We start from the raw sequence: 14,626 nt of genomic DNA on the forward strand, positions 1-14,626 counted from the left end.
TTGGGGTATGAAGGACCCGGTGCGCCCCCCCCTGCCTAACATCATCCTGATCGGGCTGATGGGGTGCGGCAAAACGACCATCGGGAAGGAATTGCATCGAGAAACGAATCTGCGCTTTACAGATACGGACCAACTGATCGAGCAGCAGACGGGCATGAGCATTCCGCAGATTTTCAAGATTCACGGGGAATCCCACTTCCGTGACCTGGAAACCGGCGTCCTGCGCCAAATGCAGTCCGGCAGCAGGCACAGCCGCATCATTTCCACAGGCGGCGGCATCACCATCCGCCCGGAGAACCGGAAACTGCTGAAGGAACTGGGGTTCGTGGTCTGGCTTCATACGGATGTGAATACTCTGTACCAGCGCATTTCCCGCTGTTCCAACCGCCCCCTGCTGCAAGCTCCGGACCCCAGGGGGGTGCTTGCACGTCTTATGGACGAACGTCTTCCCTTTTATCAGGAAACGGCCCATCTCACCATAGATACGGCCAATCTCCACATTCACGAGATCACCTTCGGCATCCTTGAATCCGCCCGGGTGTTCCGTTCACGCTGATACGGCTGCATATTCCTTTTCCGTGAGCTGCTTCCCCCAGGGGCTTTCCGTCCTTTTGCAAGAAACAACAAAAGGCGATCCTCACAGGAGGAACGCCTTCAGGGAAAGCTGAACGGTTATGCGACTCAGGCCTTGCGAGCCTTGCGGATCATGGAGTTCACCGTTTCAGACGGCTGGGCGCCGTTGGAAAGCCACTTGTCAACCTTTTCCAGGTCGATGGTGTAGTTGACGCCTTCCTGCATGGGATCATAGGTGCCTACCTGTTCGATGTAACGGCCGTCGCGGCGAGCGCGGCTGTCTACAACTACGATTTTATAGTAAGGACGGTCCTTGGAACCCTGACGGTTGAGTCTGATTGCTACTGCCATATCAATTTTAAATAAAAGATGTTAATGAGAACTCCCGCGTTTTGTCGCTCGCATGCGTGCACGGTCAGCTTCCCATTGCGGGTGCAGATGTATGCGATATAATGGGATCATTGTCAACACCAGAGTTGTTTTCCGGCAAAAAAACCTTTTCATCCCTTCTTCCCTTCATTACGAAAAACTTTCCACGACCATGCGCCCGAAGGAGTACAGCATGCTGATGCCGAATCCGGCAAGTGCCAGGGACAGCGCGGCGTCCACCCAGTTGGCATGGCGGTCATAAAAAATCCGGATGGGATGCCAGCGGAATACGAGTGCCCAGAGGATCCATCCCACCGTACCCGTAACCACGATGAGCACGCCGATGAAGAAGGCATAGGAGACGGAATGATTTTTTTCCAGCAAAGGGGCAGCCAAGGCCACGAAGAAGAAGGTGGCCTTGGGATTCATCAGATTAGTCAGCAGGGCGTCCCGGTAAATGGAGGAGGCCGGGGGGATGTTTCCGTCTGCCGGAACGGGAGACTTACCGCCGCGGGGCCATATTTTCCAGGCCAGATACAGCATCCAGCAGGAAGCCAGGCAGAAAAGCGCCAGCCCCAGCGGACTGTGAAAAACGGAAGCCCCCACCGTGCACGCCAGCGCGGCATGCGCTACAACGCCCGTGCCGATGCCCAGGGCGGCCATCACCCCGGCTCCGAATCCGTACGCCAGCGTGCTTCTGGTGACGAAAGCCTGGTCGGGACCGGGAGAAGCCTGTGAAAGCAGCAGAATTCCTGCAAAGATGAGTTCTTCCATGGACGGGGAAAGTGAAAGTCATGCCCGGGGATGCGCCTGCCTGTAAACCTCCGCCATTCTGGCGCGCGTCACATGGGTGTATATCTGCGTGGTGGACAGGGAAGCGTGGCCCAGCAGTTCCTGGACGGAACGCAGGTCCGCCCCGGCATCCAGAATATGCGTGGCGAAGGTATGCCGGATTTTATGGGGGGAAATAGGGAACGGGATGGAGGAAAGCTTTACGTATTTGTCCAGCATCATCTGCACGGCACGGGCGCTGAGGCGGGTGCCTATGCGGGAAACGAAGAGGGGAGAATTCTTCGGCAGCCCGGCCATGGAAGCATACGTTTCCAAGGCGGACAGAGCGGGAGCCCCCACAGGCAGAATCCTCTCCTTGCGCCCCTTCCCCATCACGCGCACCCCGCGGAATCGGTGGTCCACGCTGTTGACGTCCAGGCCGACAAGTTCGCTCAACCGCATGCCGCAGGAATAGAAGAGTTCCAGAATGGCGGCATCCCGGTAAGGTAGCCACGCCGGGGCGTTGGGAGGCACCGGTACCTTGTACGGCAATTCCAGCAATTCCACCATCTGGTTGATGGTCAGGAAAACGGGCAGGCTTTTTTTCTTTCTGGGCAGAGAAACGCCCGTCATCGGACTGGCCTCCAGACCGCAACGCCGCATCATGAACAGATACAAACTGCGCAGGGCGGCAAAACGCAGGCGGATGGACGCCGTAGCAGCCTCATCCTTCAATTCCTGAAACAGCCAGTCCCTCATCTGTTCAGCCGTGCAGGCCTCCCACGCCGTGAAAGAAGCACCCGCCCATGTCCGGAACTGGCGCAGGGCGCGGGCATAAACCTCAACCGTATGCGGGGATGACTGTTTTTCCACCTCCAAATACTGGAGAAAGGCCCGTTCCGGTTCCAGCGGCTGTTCCATGGCGAAACCAGAGTTATTCCGATTCTTCCTCCTGCTCTCCGTTCACAGGAGCCTCCAGCAGCAGAACCTCGCTGATATTCGCCCTGATGAACAGGTCTATGTCGTCCGGCTCTTCCATAGAGTACAGAGGGTTGTCCCGGTAGCTGTTCGCAAGGGCCTGTTCCCTTTCCATGGGGCTGAGCGTACCGTCCTTGTCCAAGTCGTAAAGGTCCATCATTTCCTTCAGCCTGGCCTGGTACAGGGCGGCCGCATCTTTCATCACAAGAGCATGTTCCTCCGGATCAATGCGTCCGTTTCCATTGGCGTCATACTTTTTCAACAGCATGTTCCTGGTCAGCAAAAACAAGCCCGGCGCCACCATGAAGCGTTTTTTCCCCGGCGTTCTGATTTCCACCATGGGTACGGCCCGTTCCATCCCGGGAGGCGGAGGAAGGGGTGGAGGCCCTTCCTTACGGCGCATGTCCGGTCCTCCGTCCCTGCCGCGTTCCCTGCGGAGTTTTTCCACATATTCCCGGAACGCCTTGTATTCCGTAGGAGAAAGTTTTCCGTCTCCGTCCTTGTCAAACTGCATCATGAATTTCCTCCGGGCCTCCTGGCGCGCGGCGCGTGCATCCTTCACCAGCCGGGCCTTGTCCTCTTCGGACAAGACGCCCGTTCCCGTGCTGTCATACTCGTCCAGCACCATCTGGCGGATCAGCAGAGTTACCTGCAGGCTTTCCAAACCGGGCTTGGGCACAGGCGGAACCGCTCTCCGTTCCTCCGCGGCAGGAGCCTCAATCCGGGCCGCAGCCTGCGGCAGGAAACCGCACGCCAGCGCGGCGGCACATGATAGGATGAAAGGCTGGAACAATCTCATGGTCATTCTTATTAACCCCGCCTGGAAAAGACGGTTTCAAAAATAAACATCCGCCCCCTGCCGGCGGGCGGCACAAGGCGGATGCTGAAAATGCGGAAAACGCGGAAGCGGCGATTACTTCTCAACGTGAACGATCGCGTTCTTTTCCAGTTCAACGATCACGCCTTCCGCAATCTTGAGGGAAACAGTGCGTTCGTTGACCTTTTCAATAAAGCCGTGGAGCCCCGCGTTCGTCACCACCTTGTCCCCGCGCTGCAGGGATGCGATGCGCGCCTGCTGCTCCTTCTGGGCTTTTCTCTGCGGGCGGATCAGCATCACCCAGAACAGAATAATGATGACCACGAACATGAACATGGGACCGCCGAAGATCTGCTCGAAAATATTCGGCTGTTCCGGCGCCGGCTGACCGGCGGGAACGCTTTCCGTGGCTGTGGTGACGGGCGCGGCAGGAGCTGCCGCACCATCCTGGGCCTGTGCTAACATAAAGATACTCATAAAATGTCGTTTGCTTGATACCGCGCGATGAATGAATCCTTGAAGGAGCCGAACGTGCCGGCGGCTATGGCCTCACGCGCTTGAGCCATAAGCCGGAGATAGAATTCCAGATTCTGGAAAGAAAGCAACCTTAAAGCGAGTATCTCCCCCGCTTTGAAGAGATGGCGCACGTAAGCCCGTGAGAATTGTGTGACATGCGGATGCCCTTTCGGGTCGATGGGGCGCATGTCCGCGGCCCAGCGCTGGTTCTTGATATGCATGGGGCCGTCCGGCGTCAGGGCCACGCCGTGGCGCGCCAGGCGGGTAGGCATCACGCAGTCGAACATGTCCACGCCGCGGGCAATCATCTCCAGAAGCTGGGGAGGCGTGCCCAGCCCCATCGCATAACGGGGCTTGTCCTCCGGCAGCCAGGGGACGGAATGGTCAATAGCCCGGAGCATCTCCTCTTCCGGCTCACCCACGGAAACGCCTCCTATCGCATAGCCGTCAAAATCCATGGCCGCCAGTTCCTCCGCGCACCGTTTTCTCAAATCCGCGTACACGGACCCTTGAACAATGCCGAAGTGGTGCTGCCGCCCTTCCCCGGAACAGGGCTGGTGTTCCTGCACCCATGTCTTGCATCGCCTCGCCCAGCGGAGCGTGTAGCCCAGGGAGCTTTCTGCATACTTCCGGTCACAGGGGTAGGGAGGGCATTCGTCAAAAAGCATGGCAATATCGCTTCCCAGATCCGCCTGTATCTCCATGGAGCGTTCCGGACTAAGCATCATGTACGCGCCGTCCAGATGATTCTGGAAACGCACGCCCTCCTCCGTAATCTTGCGGAGCTTCGCCAGCGACCAGACTTGGAACCCCCCGGAATCCGTCAGAATGGGACGGTTCCAGGAAGAAAAACGATGCAGCCCCCCCATTTCCCTGATCAATCCGGAACCGGGACGGAGAGACAAATGATACGTATTCCCCAGGATAATTTGCGCGCCCAGGCTTTCCAAATCCTGGGGATGCAGCGTTTTCACGGAACCCTGCGTACCTACGGGCATGAAAATAGGTGTCTGCACCCGGCCATGCGGCAATTCAAGCGTACCCAGGCGCGCGTCCGTGGACAAATCTTTCTGATAAAGAGTAAAAGGCATGAAAATCAGGCTTACTGGCGTTTGATGAAACGGGCGAAGTAGGTAGGCTTGCCCATGGATTCCCATTGAAGCTGAAAATCCGTTTTCGGATAAAAGAAATCCCCTTCCTCCCAATTCCCGCGGCGGAACAGGCCGCTGCGTTCCGCGCGGTCCAGCACCCACAGGAAGTATTCCTCATGGTCCGTCTTGAACAGGAACTCCCCGCCGTCCGCAAGGGAACGGTGCAGCACGGGCATGAAATCATCCTGTATCAGGCGGTTCTTATGGTGCCTCTCCTTCGGCCAGGGGTCCGGAAACAAATAATGCAGCCTGGAAATCCAGCCCGGCCGTAGCAGCCATTCCAGAAAATAACGGCTTTCCACCCGGCATACCTTCACGTTATCCAGGCCGCGGGACGCCGCTCTGGAACACACGCCCCGCACCCGTCCCAGCAATCTCTCAATACCCAGAAAACGGCGTTCCGGATAATGTGCCGCCATCTGAAGAAGAAAACCTCCGTCCCCGCACCCCAAGTCCACCTCGAACAGACCGTCTTCCCCGAAAATCTCGGAGGGGGCCAGCGCGCTAAAATAGTCTTCCGGAATAAATGCAGGCTCTGTCATGGGAATCAACGTGCGCATAAGATGCGTTACAAACCGGACTCTGTCAAATGAGAAGAGCTCCCTCCGTAACATGGCGCAAGGGAGCTCTAAAGAGTGTGCCCGAACAGCCCGGCGTCAGTTCCGGCAGTAAAGGCGGTTGTAAATTTTACGGTCAAACCGGTAATAGCGCGCCGCGCGGTGCGCTACGCCTTCCTCCTTTTCGTCCAGCTGCACAATGTACGGCCTGGCGGCTATTTTCTTATGGAAATTGCGCACGTCCATGGACTTGCCGTGAATCTCCTCATTCAGCCTCCGGAGCTGGAGAGCGGTAAACTTGGAAGGCAGCATGTCGTAAATCAGAGCCGGCTCCTTCTTCACGGCGGAACGTATCCTTTCCAGGGCCAGTTCAATGATATCACGGTGGTCAAAAGCCAGCTCCGGCAGGTCATCCACGGGCACCCACCTGGTCTTGTGGCTCTCCATCAGCTTGCGCAGCTTGGTGGAAATCCTCAGCATCGCCATATAGGCCACCGTCACCAGCCGGCCGATCTTCCGTCCGGACGTGGCTTCCACCCATTCCCTGTCCGCCGGGTTCTTGATCCGCGAAGGAGATCCGAACGTATGGAATTGCTCCAAATGGGGAGAAGACATGCCAGTCATGTCAAAAAGGATGCGGCGGGCAGCCGCGTCAAGCTCCTCGTCTTCATAAATCAAATCCCCGGGAAGCTTGGAAATGGCTCCCGTATGCCCAGATTCAACATGCGTTTTTTCGACCAGGAGGATTTTCAGCCCTTCCTCGTCGAACCCAATCAACACACAATCCACTGAGAGATGCGGATAAAATGCTTGTCTGTTCATTATATAATCTATTGTAGTAAGTTGCCAACAACGCCTCCGAAGCTACGCAAGCATGTAAACCAAGTCAACCCAAATCAACTAACAAGAGCATCCCGAAGCCAAGGGCCAGGCCCGGAAAGACGGAGCCGCCCCTCCGGTGGCATAACGCCTGCAAAAAAGGGAAAAACACAGCGGCAGCTTGCATTTCCCAATGTTCTTTCCGTATAAATACACCATGCACACGGGCATCATCCGGGGAACGGCCATGCTGGCGGGGCTCTTATGGCTGGCCGCCTGTTCATCCTCTCCCAAAAGCCGGGACTATCCCGGCTACATGACGCGCCCATACACCATACGGGGCCACCGCTACCACCCCATGAGCGTGGAACAGGCCCTGGGATTCGAGCAAACGGGTATCGCCTCCCACTATAATGAGTGCGCCCTGTGGGGCCTTGTCAGCGGATCGACGGCCATCGGGGAAAACGTCCGGCCCTGGCACCTGCACGCGGCTCATCCCACCCTCCCCCTGCCCTGCGAAGTACTTGTACAATCCCTGCGCACCGGAAAATCCGTCAAAGTCCGCGTCAACGACCGGGGGCCGTTCGTCAGGAACCGCATCATTGACCTGAGTGAGAAAGCCGCCGAGCACCTGGACATGAAACATCACGGCCTGGACAAGGTAAGAATTACCGTCCTGTCCGTAGGGGACGGCAAATGGAAACGGGAAGCACCTCCCCTAGCCACACCCGCCTGAATCACTTCAAGACAGACTGCGTGGTCTTGAAATGCATCTTGGCCACCTTCGGCAGCATCTCTTCCCCATGCGTGGCCACAAGCTGGCGGGCTGCCTTCACCACCTGGCCGGATGCGCCGAGCGGCAGCTTCATTCCGGCGGCCTCTCCCGCAGCATCCATCCAGTTTACGAAGCGTTCACGCGCCAGAATGGAAGCGGCGGCCACCGCAACGTCGCTCTCAGCCTTGGTTCGCTGTTCCAGCCGGATGGCCAGCTTCTTGGCGGCCAGCGCCCTTTTCAGGACAAACGGATTGGCGAACTGGTCGCTCAGCGCCATCGGGCAGTCCGGCACCTTCCCCACCAGGCCTTCAATGACAGTGGCATGCCCCCAGGCCAGAAAACGGTTTAAATTCTTGAATTCGGGATAAAGCTGATTGTAGCGTTCCGGCCCGATGCTCACCAAATGGAACCGGATGTCCGGAACCTTGCGGATTCCCTCCGCCAGAGAGCGAATCCGGGAAGAAGTAGATACCAGCTTGCTGTCGCATACGCCCAGTTTCCGCAAAGCCGCCCCGATGCGCGCGTCCGCATACACCCCGGCGATCACCAGCGGGCCGAAATAGTCGCCCTTGCCGCTCTCGTCAATGCCGAAGTGGGCCGGACACACTTCTCCCTCCTCTTCCTCCGGGGCGGACAGTAGCCCCGTTACCTGCGGCTCCAGGATGAATTCGACAAACTCATCCGTCCCTTTTCCTTGCACGAGAAGCTTATTCTTTTTTTCATATACCGTCACCAGGAGGGAAGGACCGGAAAAGGAAAAACGGGCATAGGGCACCTGCCCCCTTTCAAAGCCCTTTGCGTCAAGAATGGCTTCCAATTTTCCGGCCTGGACGTCAGTCAGCATGGTTGTAAAGGTGGTGCGCATACGCTTTTTCTCTGCTCCGGATATCCGGGGGACAATAATGGAAGCATGCAAACAAGGCGGGTCAAGCAAATTCCCTGCATCACGCAGTTGAATACGCAAAAATCAAGCATGCCACGGATTCTGTGATTTTTTAGGAGACAAATCAGCCCCCGTGAACTATAAAACTCATACATTCATATCATTCTGCACTTCATATGGCTAAAACATTAACAAAACGAGACCTCGTTAACAAGATCAGCGCCGAAACGAACTTCACTCAGATTGAAGTGTTCGACATCGTACAGCGTGCCGTGGACATTATCTCCAGCACTCTTGCAGAAGGAGACCGTGTTGTGATCCGCAACTTCGGCACCTTCCAGGTAAAGGAAGTAAAGCCCAAAGTGGGCCGCAACCCCAAGAACCCTGACCAGGATGTACCGATTCCGGCCCGTTCCGTCGTCAAATTCAAAGTTGGCAAGGAATTGAAAGACCAAGTCGCCAAGCTGACCGCTTCCAAATAAACCCGGCACAGGGAAAGACAAATTACTCCGGGCGCCTTCATCCTCACGATGAAGACGCCTTTTTGTTTGCAATTTTCCTCCCAATCAGGAAAATGGGAACGTGAGCATGTTCCGGATAACACATCTCTGCCTGATTGCTGCTGCAGGGCTTTGCTCCTGCGCTACCGAGCGCACCGTCACCAACAGTCTGGAAACCAGGGATCAAAAATCCATGGACCTGATGGACCGGTTTGCCGGCGGCTTTTCCGTGCAAAAGGATAAAGACGGAGAAATGAAGATGGTTTCCGAGAAACGAAGCTCTTTTGAAGGCCGCAGATACGGCGGGGAAATCTCCTCCGTTGAGAAAAAAGCCTTTGAAACCTCCGGATTTGAGAAAAAACAGTTTGACGGTGCGGGAACCAGATTTGAAACAAAAAAATGGGATGGCGCCAAATCCTTCATGGACGGGAAAACGGAAGTCCCGGACTTCATCGCCCACGCCAAGGGGGTGAACACTCGCTCCTGGCAGGACGCCTCCAAGCAATACGCCACGCGCAAAGCGGAAATCCAGGGACGCACCTGGAAAGAGGCGGACAAACAATTCAGCCATGAAATCAACAGAGACATTGACGCCAGGCGGAAAAGTTTTGAACAGCCTTCCATGATGAGCATCCGGGAAGCGCAGGCGCACACTATCCAGGAAACCAGGGAAATGATGGGACGGACGGACTAGGGGAAAACGTACAGGACGTGATCCCATGCCACATTTCAGGTTCGACTTTATTTTCAGCAGCCATCTATACTCCCTCCCGTGAGTGCCAAAGACGTTCCGCCTTCCATTACCCTGCCTACCAGCGATTACTACACCATTGTCAAGATGAGCAATCATGCCGTTGTGGGAGTATTCCGCCAGCATGTCTTTGCGCGCCGTTCCTCCCGCCGCTATGCGCCGCCTATTCCCGAGGAACACGACTTTTACTGCGTGAAAAGAACGCCGGACCGTGTCATGGTGCAAATCTTTCACGACGGCAACGAAGTTTACCGTTGCATTTTTGTACCTCCTGCCGATTATTAACGGCAGGACAATCATGAAAGCGCCTCTTTTCAGCCTGGGCTTCTGCCTGACAAGTCTGATTACAGCCTGCTCCCCCTCAACAGGACCCAATGCCTGGACGCCCGTAACATCCGGTGCGCCCCGCACCCCTATTCACCAGAACGAGGTTCTGGTCATTGACGAATATCCCATGGGGGAATATACCAACGTGGGGCACTTTGACGGCCCGGACGGCCGCATTGTCCATGTTTCCATGGATGACAAGGAGTTAATCAACTACTTCACCAAGGAAGCCGCCGCCATGGGCGGCAATACCGTCGTCATCAGGGAGCCGCGCATCCGCTACCGCTCCGGAGAAGGCAAAAGCAGCCGGGTGGACGTCATCTACGTGCGGGAGGAAATGGGAACGCACGGGGCGGAAGACCTGGGCATGGATTCCCTGCCCATTGATGAAGAATCCCTGCGGATCTATTAATACCGCGCTTTCAGACACAAACGCCCTCAGCGCCTGTTAGCCGCGCCGCAATGCGGGCATTCCGCATGGCTGTTATCCGGCGTGGCGTAAAACCGGTATCCGCATATGCGGCACTGAACCTTGCGGCGTCTCTCCAGGAAAGAACGTATATACCCCGTCACAAGGCATGCAAACACCACGGCGGCAAAACCGCCGCAGGCGAACAGAAACAGGCGCGTCAGAAAATCCTGAACAGACATGTTCATGACTCTTCCGCCTCCTTCCATTCTATGGACATGGTGCCGCTGCGCGGCTCCGCAGAAGGAACCCAGCGCAGGGAGCGGACAAACCTCATGGCGGAATCATCCGCGCCGGAACTCCCAGAAGAATCCAGCAAAAGCACCTGGGAAGGAACGCCCCACTCGTCTACAACCACAAAAAACTCGCTTCTCAGACCGGTATGGTCTTCGCTTCTGGCAAAGCCGTCCAGGGCGCCGGACGTCACGATCCGGCCATCCAGGCCCGGAGAATAAAAAGACAAATAAGGAACGCATGTGCCGGAAACGTCCAAAGACGGATTCATCATGGAAAGAATATGAAAATCCGGATACTGCCACATGCGCCACACCTGGTCCGCCACGGTCGGCAACGGAACGGGAGGGAGAAACTCCAGAGGGGTATCCGACGAGCTGAGAGAGGGTAGCGTCACGCCCGTTTCCCCAATGGGGCCCGCCGTCACGGGATCAGCCCACACCGGCCCTCTTACAGGCAGAGGAGTATTGCGGAGCACATACTGATGCAGGCGGGGATTGTCCGCAGGGAACAAAATGACAGCCGCCGTCTGGTTCGCACGCCTCCGGACGCCGGGAACGTCAACATCTACAAACACCGCGGCAGCCGACAGGCAAACGCCGAAAAACAGCATCCATAACAAAATCCGCCAGCGCAGAATGCCGGTCTCACGCCAGTCGAATGTCAACCCCAGATGAAGGTCGAAAATCTTGGCCCGGCTCTTTTTGTTCAGCTTCATGCGGAGGGAAGAAAAGCAGTCAGTCTGCTGGTTCAGTGGCAATATAGCATTTCATTCCCCTGGACAGCACCATATTCTCAAGCTGCTCCCTCAGACCGTGGGAAACGGAGGAATCAAGCCGCAGGGCGATGCTCATGCGGTCACTTCCGTCCGCTCCGTGGCTGCGGGCAATCCGGTCCAGTTCCGCGGCCACTCCGGATAATCCTCCTTCAATCAGCCGGTTTCCGAGATAAAAGGACGGCTGCTCTCCGGCCGTAACGGAAATAAACTCCACATCCCCTACGATATTCATCAGGAACCCGGAGGCAGGAGCCTTCACCTCATAACCGTACTCCATCCCCACGCGGGAGGTCATCACCGTCAGCACGCACACAAGGATCACCAGATCCAGCAGAACGGTCACCTGCAGGAAAAACGCCCCGGTGGGCAATGTTGAACGGGTTTTGATCTGCACGTCTGTCCGTCTCCTTTAAACTTTCTCAGGCTTCCCTGCCGCCCATGCGTTCCCCGTTCTCGCGCCTCTGGCGGGCGTCGCATACCAGGCAGACGGCCTCTGTTCCGGCCCGTTCCAGGGAATGGACCACCTGACGGGCGCGGGAAGCCAGATAGCAATAAAACAAATAGGCGGGAATCGCGATGCTCAGCCCAAGGGCGGAACTCAGCAAGGCCTGGAACACGGCGTCAGACATGGCCAGGGTCGGAGCCTTCCCTTCCAGCAATCCGGGCTGTGAATAAAATCCGATCAATCCCTGAATGGTTCCCAGCACCCCTACCAGCGGACTAACCGTAGCCACCACTAGCAGCCCGCGGATATTCTTTTCAATCTGGAACACCTCCATCTGCACGGAATCCTCCGCCACCGTGCGCAGTTCCTGGCGTTCCAGACCGGAATGGGCCAGAACGGAAGAGACGACGCGAGCCCCGGGACCGGGCAGAATGGACGCTTCATGCCTAGCTTCATCCACACTGCCGGCGTTCACCAGCCTGGAAATGCCCCTTAAAAAATCCCCCGTATTGATCTGAATCCTGTGGAAATACAAAATGCGTTCCGCCACAACCGCCAGGCCGTACACGGCCAGCAGGCTCAATACCCAGAACAACGGTCCTATCTTGATGATCAATTCACTCATAACCCACTTTCTCCCGTCAAATCATGCACATTTTTCCTGTCATTTCAATCCAAACCTATGTGGCGCGCACGCCCCGTTTCTGTAAAAGCCGCGTTCCGGCCCACAATACGACAGCCCCTGCTCCCAGCCAGGAACCGAAGAAAAACAGCCATGCCGCATCAAACAGGCACATGCCTGACAACAACAGCCCCACGGCGGCCTGAACACGCGGCCGTCCCGCCTCACGCCGCGCCACGAGGGAAATCACGCAGGTGAACACGGCCAGCCCCACAGCATACCACAACACGGCATTCGGAAGAATGGCGCTGCCCTCCGCATAGGAAAAAACCAGCCCCGCGGCCGTCACCCACAACCCGCGGCAAAGCCCCATCAGCAGGATGGAGCCGCTCCAGAACTTGTGAAACATATTGTACAGGGAAATAACGATCAGCAGGAGGGCTCCCACGGCAAACTCCCCGCCCAGCAGCATATTCAGCACCAAACCGGCCAATCCGGCCATCAAGGCAATCGCCCTTAAAAAGGACGTGCTGACAGCCCCGCACGGAACGGGACGGTCCGGATACCGGCTGGCATCCCAGCGGGCGTCCACCCGGTCATTCTCCCACATGCCGTACAAATAAAAGAACAGCCCCGTCAACACCACGCCCAGATAAATGACGGGCGGCGGCCATTCTCCCCCCGCTACGGCGGCCCATGCCGCCGCCGCATTCGTAAACAGGGTGGGAATATTGGCCGGACGGGCGGAACGGACTACCCCGCTCAATAAACGGCATTCGTGCATCGGCATTTACTTTATATGGAAAACAGGCAGCCACCAAGCATATCCACAGTCAGCAGGTAAGGACCGCGCCGGGGGGGCTGCCTGGAACCGGTCGGCTGCCATGATACAGCCACTATACATACCCAGAAATGTATTGTATTCACATATCTGTTTCCTATGATTCGGACGCATTCAAGCCTTTCCCACATATTCATGAATATCAGGACCCATATCCAGACGCTTCTCATTTGCACCATGACCCTGGCCGCCCAAGGCCAAAGCGTGGTGGACCCCGGAGCGACCCTGCCCAGGTCCGTCCAGCTTCGTGGAGGGGAAAGCGGTGGGGGAACCGTCCGTCCGGACGAATCCAGGCGCGTTTCGCCGGATGAAGCTCCCGTTTCCCGCCTCAGGCCCCAGCGCATCGTCAACCGGATAGCCGCTACGGTCAACGGACGTCCCATCACGGCCAACGAGGTCAGCGTCCGGCTGATGCCCATCGGCGCCCAGCTGGCGGCCCAGTATCCCAAGCAGGGGCCGGAATTCTACAAGCAGCTTGCCCTGGCCAAGAAAAACATCATTGAAGACCTGGTGGAACGCGAACTGCTGCGCAACGAATTCGAAGGCATGGGCGGCGTCATCCGCGATTCCCTGATCGACCAGGAAATCAACCGTACCATCCTGACCACGTTCAATGGAGACCGTGACGCCTTTTTGAAAAATCTGAGCATGTCCGGCATGACCATCAGATCCTTCCGGGAAATGACGAAAAACCAGCTTCAGGTCCAAATCATGCGCGCTTCCAAATACGACCAGGAAATCCCGCCCACCCCCGAAGAGCTCCGGAAGGAATATGAAGCTACCAAGGAACAGTACCGGGACCTGACCAAGGACAAGGTCAAATTCAAGAAAATCTTTATCCCCATGCTCGGCAACGACTCCACCTCCACGCCGGAAGTCCAATTCAATCTGGCCGACCTCATCGCCAATGAAATAAGGGCCAAAAAAGCGACCTTCCCGGAAATGGCCACCCGCTATTCCAAGGACATGTACGCGGAAAAGGGCGGCGACTGGCCCATTACGGAACGTTCCACCCTTTCTCCTGAATTTGCCGCCATCATCTTTGGAGCCCAGCCCGGGGAAATCATCGGCCCGCTGGTGGACGCCACCGGCTTTACCATTGTGATGGTGGAAAAAAAGGAACTGGCGCCTCCGCCCCCTCTCTCCGCCATCAAGGAGCAAATCGACATGATGGCGCGCAACAAGCGCAGCAATGAGCGCTATAAAAAATGGGTGGACCGTCTCAGAAAAAAAGCCATCGTCAAGGTGTACATCTGACCTTTTCCCCTTTGCCGGGCCGGCTACAACGGCCGGCCCGGCATTCTACCTCCCCTGTTCTGTCCTCTTATCTCTTTCTCATTCAGTAAAGAGGCCCTTTTTCATGCAGCCTCCTCATACTTTCCGGAAGCTCTCCCATGTCATCCGCTCCCGGAAAGATGCCTTATATATAACGGAACGGACGGCCTCCGTC

The 14,626-nt window shown here is 56.7% G+C and carries 21 protein-coding genes; 7 read left to right on the top strand and 14 right to left on the bottom strand.

Annotation, left to right across the window (positions count from 1 at the left end; translation table 11 throughout):
• Positions 1-7 precede the first annotated feature (7 nt).
• Positions 8-556, top strand: a complete 549-nt coding sequence (locus OQH67_RS02720) for a shikimate kinase (RefSeq protein WP_215436981.1) — start codon at positions 8-10, stop codon at positions 554-556.
• A 125-nt stretch (positions 557-681) separates the two neighbouring features.
• On the opposite strand, the gene rpsP is transcribed toward OQH67_RS02720, so the two are convergent.
• The 8 genes from rpsP to OQH67_RS02760 form a co-directional block, all read right to left on the bottom strand.
• Positions 682-924, bottom strand: coding sequence for a 30S ribosomal protein S16 (gene rpsP, locus OQH67_RS02725; RefSeq protein ID WP_067570799.1), 243 nt, complete (start codon positions 922-924; stop codon positions 682-684).
• Positions 925-1,092: 168 nt separating this feature from the next.
• Positions 1,093-1,716, bottom strand: a complete 624-nt coding sequence (locus tag OQH67_RS02730; protein WP_215436983.1) for a LysE family translocator — start codon at positions 1,714-1,716, stop codon at positions 1,093-1,095.
• Positions 1,717-1,734: 18 nt separating this feature from the next.
• Positions 1,735-2,634: a tyrosine recombinase XerC gene (locus OQH67_RS02735; RefSeq protein ID WP_215436985.1), complete on the bottom strand. Its 900-nt coding sequence runs from the start codon at positions 2,632-2,634 to the stop codon at positions 1,735-1,737.
• Between the two features lie 13 nt (positions 2,635-2,647).
• On the bottom strand, positions 2,648-3,496 hold the full coding sequence (locus tag OQH67_RS02740; protein WP_215711605.1) for an EF-hand domain-containing protein: 849 nt from the start codon (positions 3,494-3,496) through the stop codon (positions 2,648-2,650).
• Positions 3,497-3,604: 108 nt separating this feature from the next.
• A complete protein-coding gene (gene yajC / locus OQH67_RS02745) occupies positions 3,605-3,973 on the bottom strand; it encodes a preprotein translocase subunit YajC (RefSeq protein WP_251828204.1) in 369 nt (122 codons plus the stop codon).
• Between the two features lie 8 nt (positions 3,974-3,981).
• Positions 3,982-5,115 carry a tRNA guanosine(34) transglycosylase Tgt gene (gene tgt, locus OQH67_RS02750; protein ID WP_215436994.1) on the bottom strand — a complete coding sequence of 378 codons (1,134 nt, stop codon included), beginning with the start codon at positions 5,113-5,115 and terminating at the stop codon, positions 3,982-3,984.
• Between the two features lie 11 nt (positions 5,116-5,126).
• Positions 5,127-5,717, bottom strand: a complete 591-nt coding sequence (gene trmB / locus OQH67_RS02755; RefSeq protein ID WP_215436999.1) for a tRNA (guanine(46)-N(7))-methyltransferase TrmB — start codon at positions 5,715-5,717, stop codon at positions 5,127-5,129.
• A gap of 114 nt (positions 5,718-5,831) precedes the next feature.
• Complete coding sequence (locus OQH67_RS02760) at positions 5,832-6,554, bottom strand: NUDIX hydrolase (protein WP_067570813.1); 723 nt, start codon at positions 6,552-6,554, stop codon at positions 5,832-5,834.
• Between the two features lie 214 nt (positions 6,555-6,768).
• Between OQH67_RS02760 and OQH67_RS02765 the strand changes: the two genes are divergently transcribed.
• Positions 6,769-7,287 carry a septal ring lytic transglycosylase RlpA family protein gene (locus tag OQH67_RS02765; RefSeq protein ID WP_215437002.1) on the top strand — a complete coding sequence of 173 codons (519 nt, stop codon included), beginning with the start codon at positions 6,769-6,771 and terminating at the stop codon, positions 7,285-7,287.
• Position 7,288: 1 nt separating this feature from the next.
• On the opposite strand, the gene rnhC is transcribed toward OQH67_RS02765, so the two are convergent.
• Entirely contained in the window at positions 7,289-8,191 is a 903-nt protein-coding gene (rnhC, locus tag OQH67_RS02770; protein ID WP_215437005.1) for a ribonuclease HIII, read from the bottom strand.
• A 167-nt stretch (positions 8,192-8,358) separates the two neighbouring features.
• Here rnhC and OQH67_RS02775 point away from each other — a divergent pair, with 167 nt between their 5' ends.
• The 4 genes from OQH67_RS02775 to OQH67_RS02790 all read left to right on the top strand — a co-directional run bounded on the left by OQH67_RS02775 (position 8,359) and on the right by OQH67_RS02790 (position 10,199).
• Positions 8,359-8,691, top strand: a complete 333-nt coding sequence (locus tag OQH67_RS02775) for an HU family DNA-binding protein (protein ID WP_256150996.1) — start codon at positions 8,359-8,361, stop codon at positions 8,689-8,691.
• A 106-nt stretch (positions 8,692-8,797) separates the two neighbouring features.
• Positions 8,798-9,403, top strand: a complete 606-nt coding sequence (locus tag OQH67_RS02780; RefSeq protein WP_215437008.1) for a hypothetical protein — start codon at positions 8,798-8,800, stop codon at positions 9,401-9,403.
• A 78-nt stretch (positions 9,404-9,481) separates the two neighbouring features.
• The gene (locus OQH67_RS02785; RefSeq protein WP_067570818.1) at positions 9,482-9,745 is read left to right on the top strand and encodes a hypothetical protein; all 264 of its coding nucleotides are present in this window, start codon (positions 9,482-9,484) and stop codon (positions 9,743-9,745) included.
• 13 nt (positions 9,746-9,758) lie between these two features.
• On the top strand, positions 9,759-10,199 hold the full coding sequence (locus OQH67_RS02790) for a hypothetical protein (protein WP_215437010.1): 441 nt from the start codon (positions 9,759-9,761) through the stop codon (positions 10,197-10,199).
• A 26-nt stretch (positions 10,200-10,225) separates the two neighbouring features.
• On the opposite strand, the gene OQH67_RS02795 is transcribed toward OQH67_RS02790, so the two are convergent.
• From OQH67_RS02795 to OQH67_RS02815, 5 genes are read right to left on the bottom strand one after another with little or no spacing between them, the layout of a single operon-like run.
• On the bottom strand, positions 10,226-10,444 hold the full coding sequence (locus OQH67_RS02795) for a hypothetical protein (protein ID WP_215437013.1): 219 nt from the start codon (positions 10,442-10,444) through the stop codon (positions 10,226-10,228).
• Complete coding sequence (locus OQH67_RS02800; protein WP_215437015.1) at positions 10,441-11,208, bottom strand: hypothetical protein; 768 nt, start codon at positions 11,206-11,208, stop codon at positions 10,441-10,443. Before OQH67_RS02800 ends, OQH67_RS02795 begins: the two co-directional genes overlap by 4 nt.
• Before the next feature lie 19 nt (positions 11,209-11,227).
• Positions 11,228-11,662, bottom strand: a complete 435-nt coding sequence (locus OQH67_RS02805; protein WP_215437018.1) for a hypothetical protein — start codon at positions 11,660-11,662, stop codon at positions 11,228-11,230.
• 25 nt (positions 11,663-11,687) lie between these two features.
• Positions 11,688-12,338: a MotA/TolQ/ExbB proton channel family protein gene (locus tag OQH67_RS02810; RefSeq protein ID WP_215437028.1), complete on the bottom strand. Its 651-nt coding sequence runs from the start codon at positions 12,336-12,338 to the stop codon at positions 11,688-11,690.
• Positions 12,339-12,393: 55 nt separating this feature from the next.
• Positions 12,394-13,125 (bottom strand): UbiA family prenyltransferase, encoded by a 732-nt coding sequence (locus OQH67_RS02815; protein WP_215437031.1) that lies wholly within the window; start codon positions 13,123-13,125, stop codon positions 12,394-12,396.
• 186 nt (positions 13,126-13,311) lie between these two features.
• Here OQH67_RS02815 and OQH67_RS02820 point away from each other — a divergent pair, with 186 nt between their 5' ends.
• Positions 13,312-14,433, top strand: coding sequence for a peptidylprolyl isomerase (locus tag OQH67_RS02820; RefSeq protein WP_215437042.1), 1,122 nt, complete (start codon positions 13,312-13,314; stop codon positions 14,431-14,433).
• Positions 14,434-14,626 lie beyond the last annotated feature (193 nt).

Origin of the sequence: Akkermansia biwaensis (genome assembly GCF_026072915.1) — a bacterium.
GTDB lineage: Bacteria > Verrucomicrobiota > Verrucomicrobiia > Verrucomicrobiales > Akkermansiaceae > Akkermansia > Akkermansia biwaensis.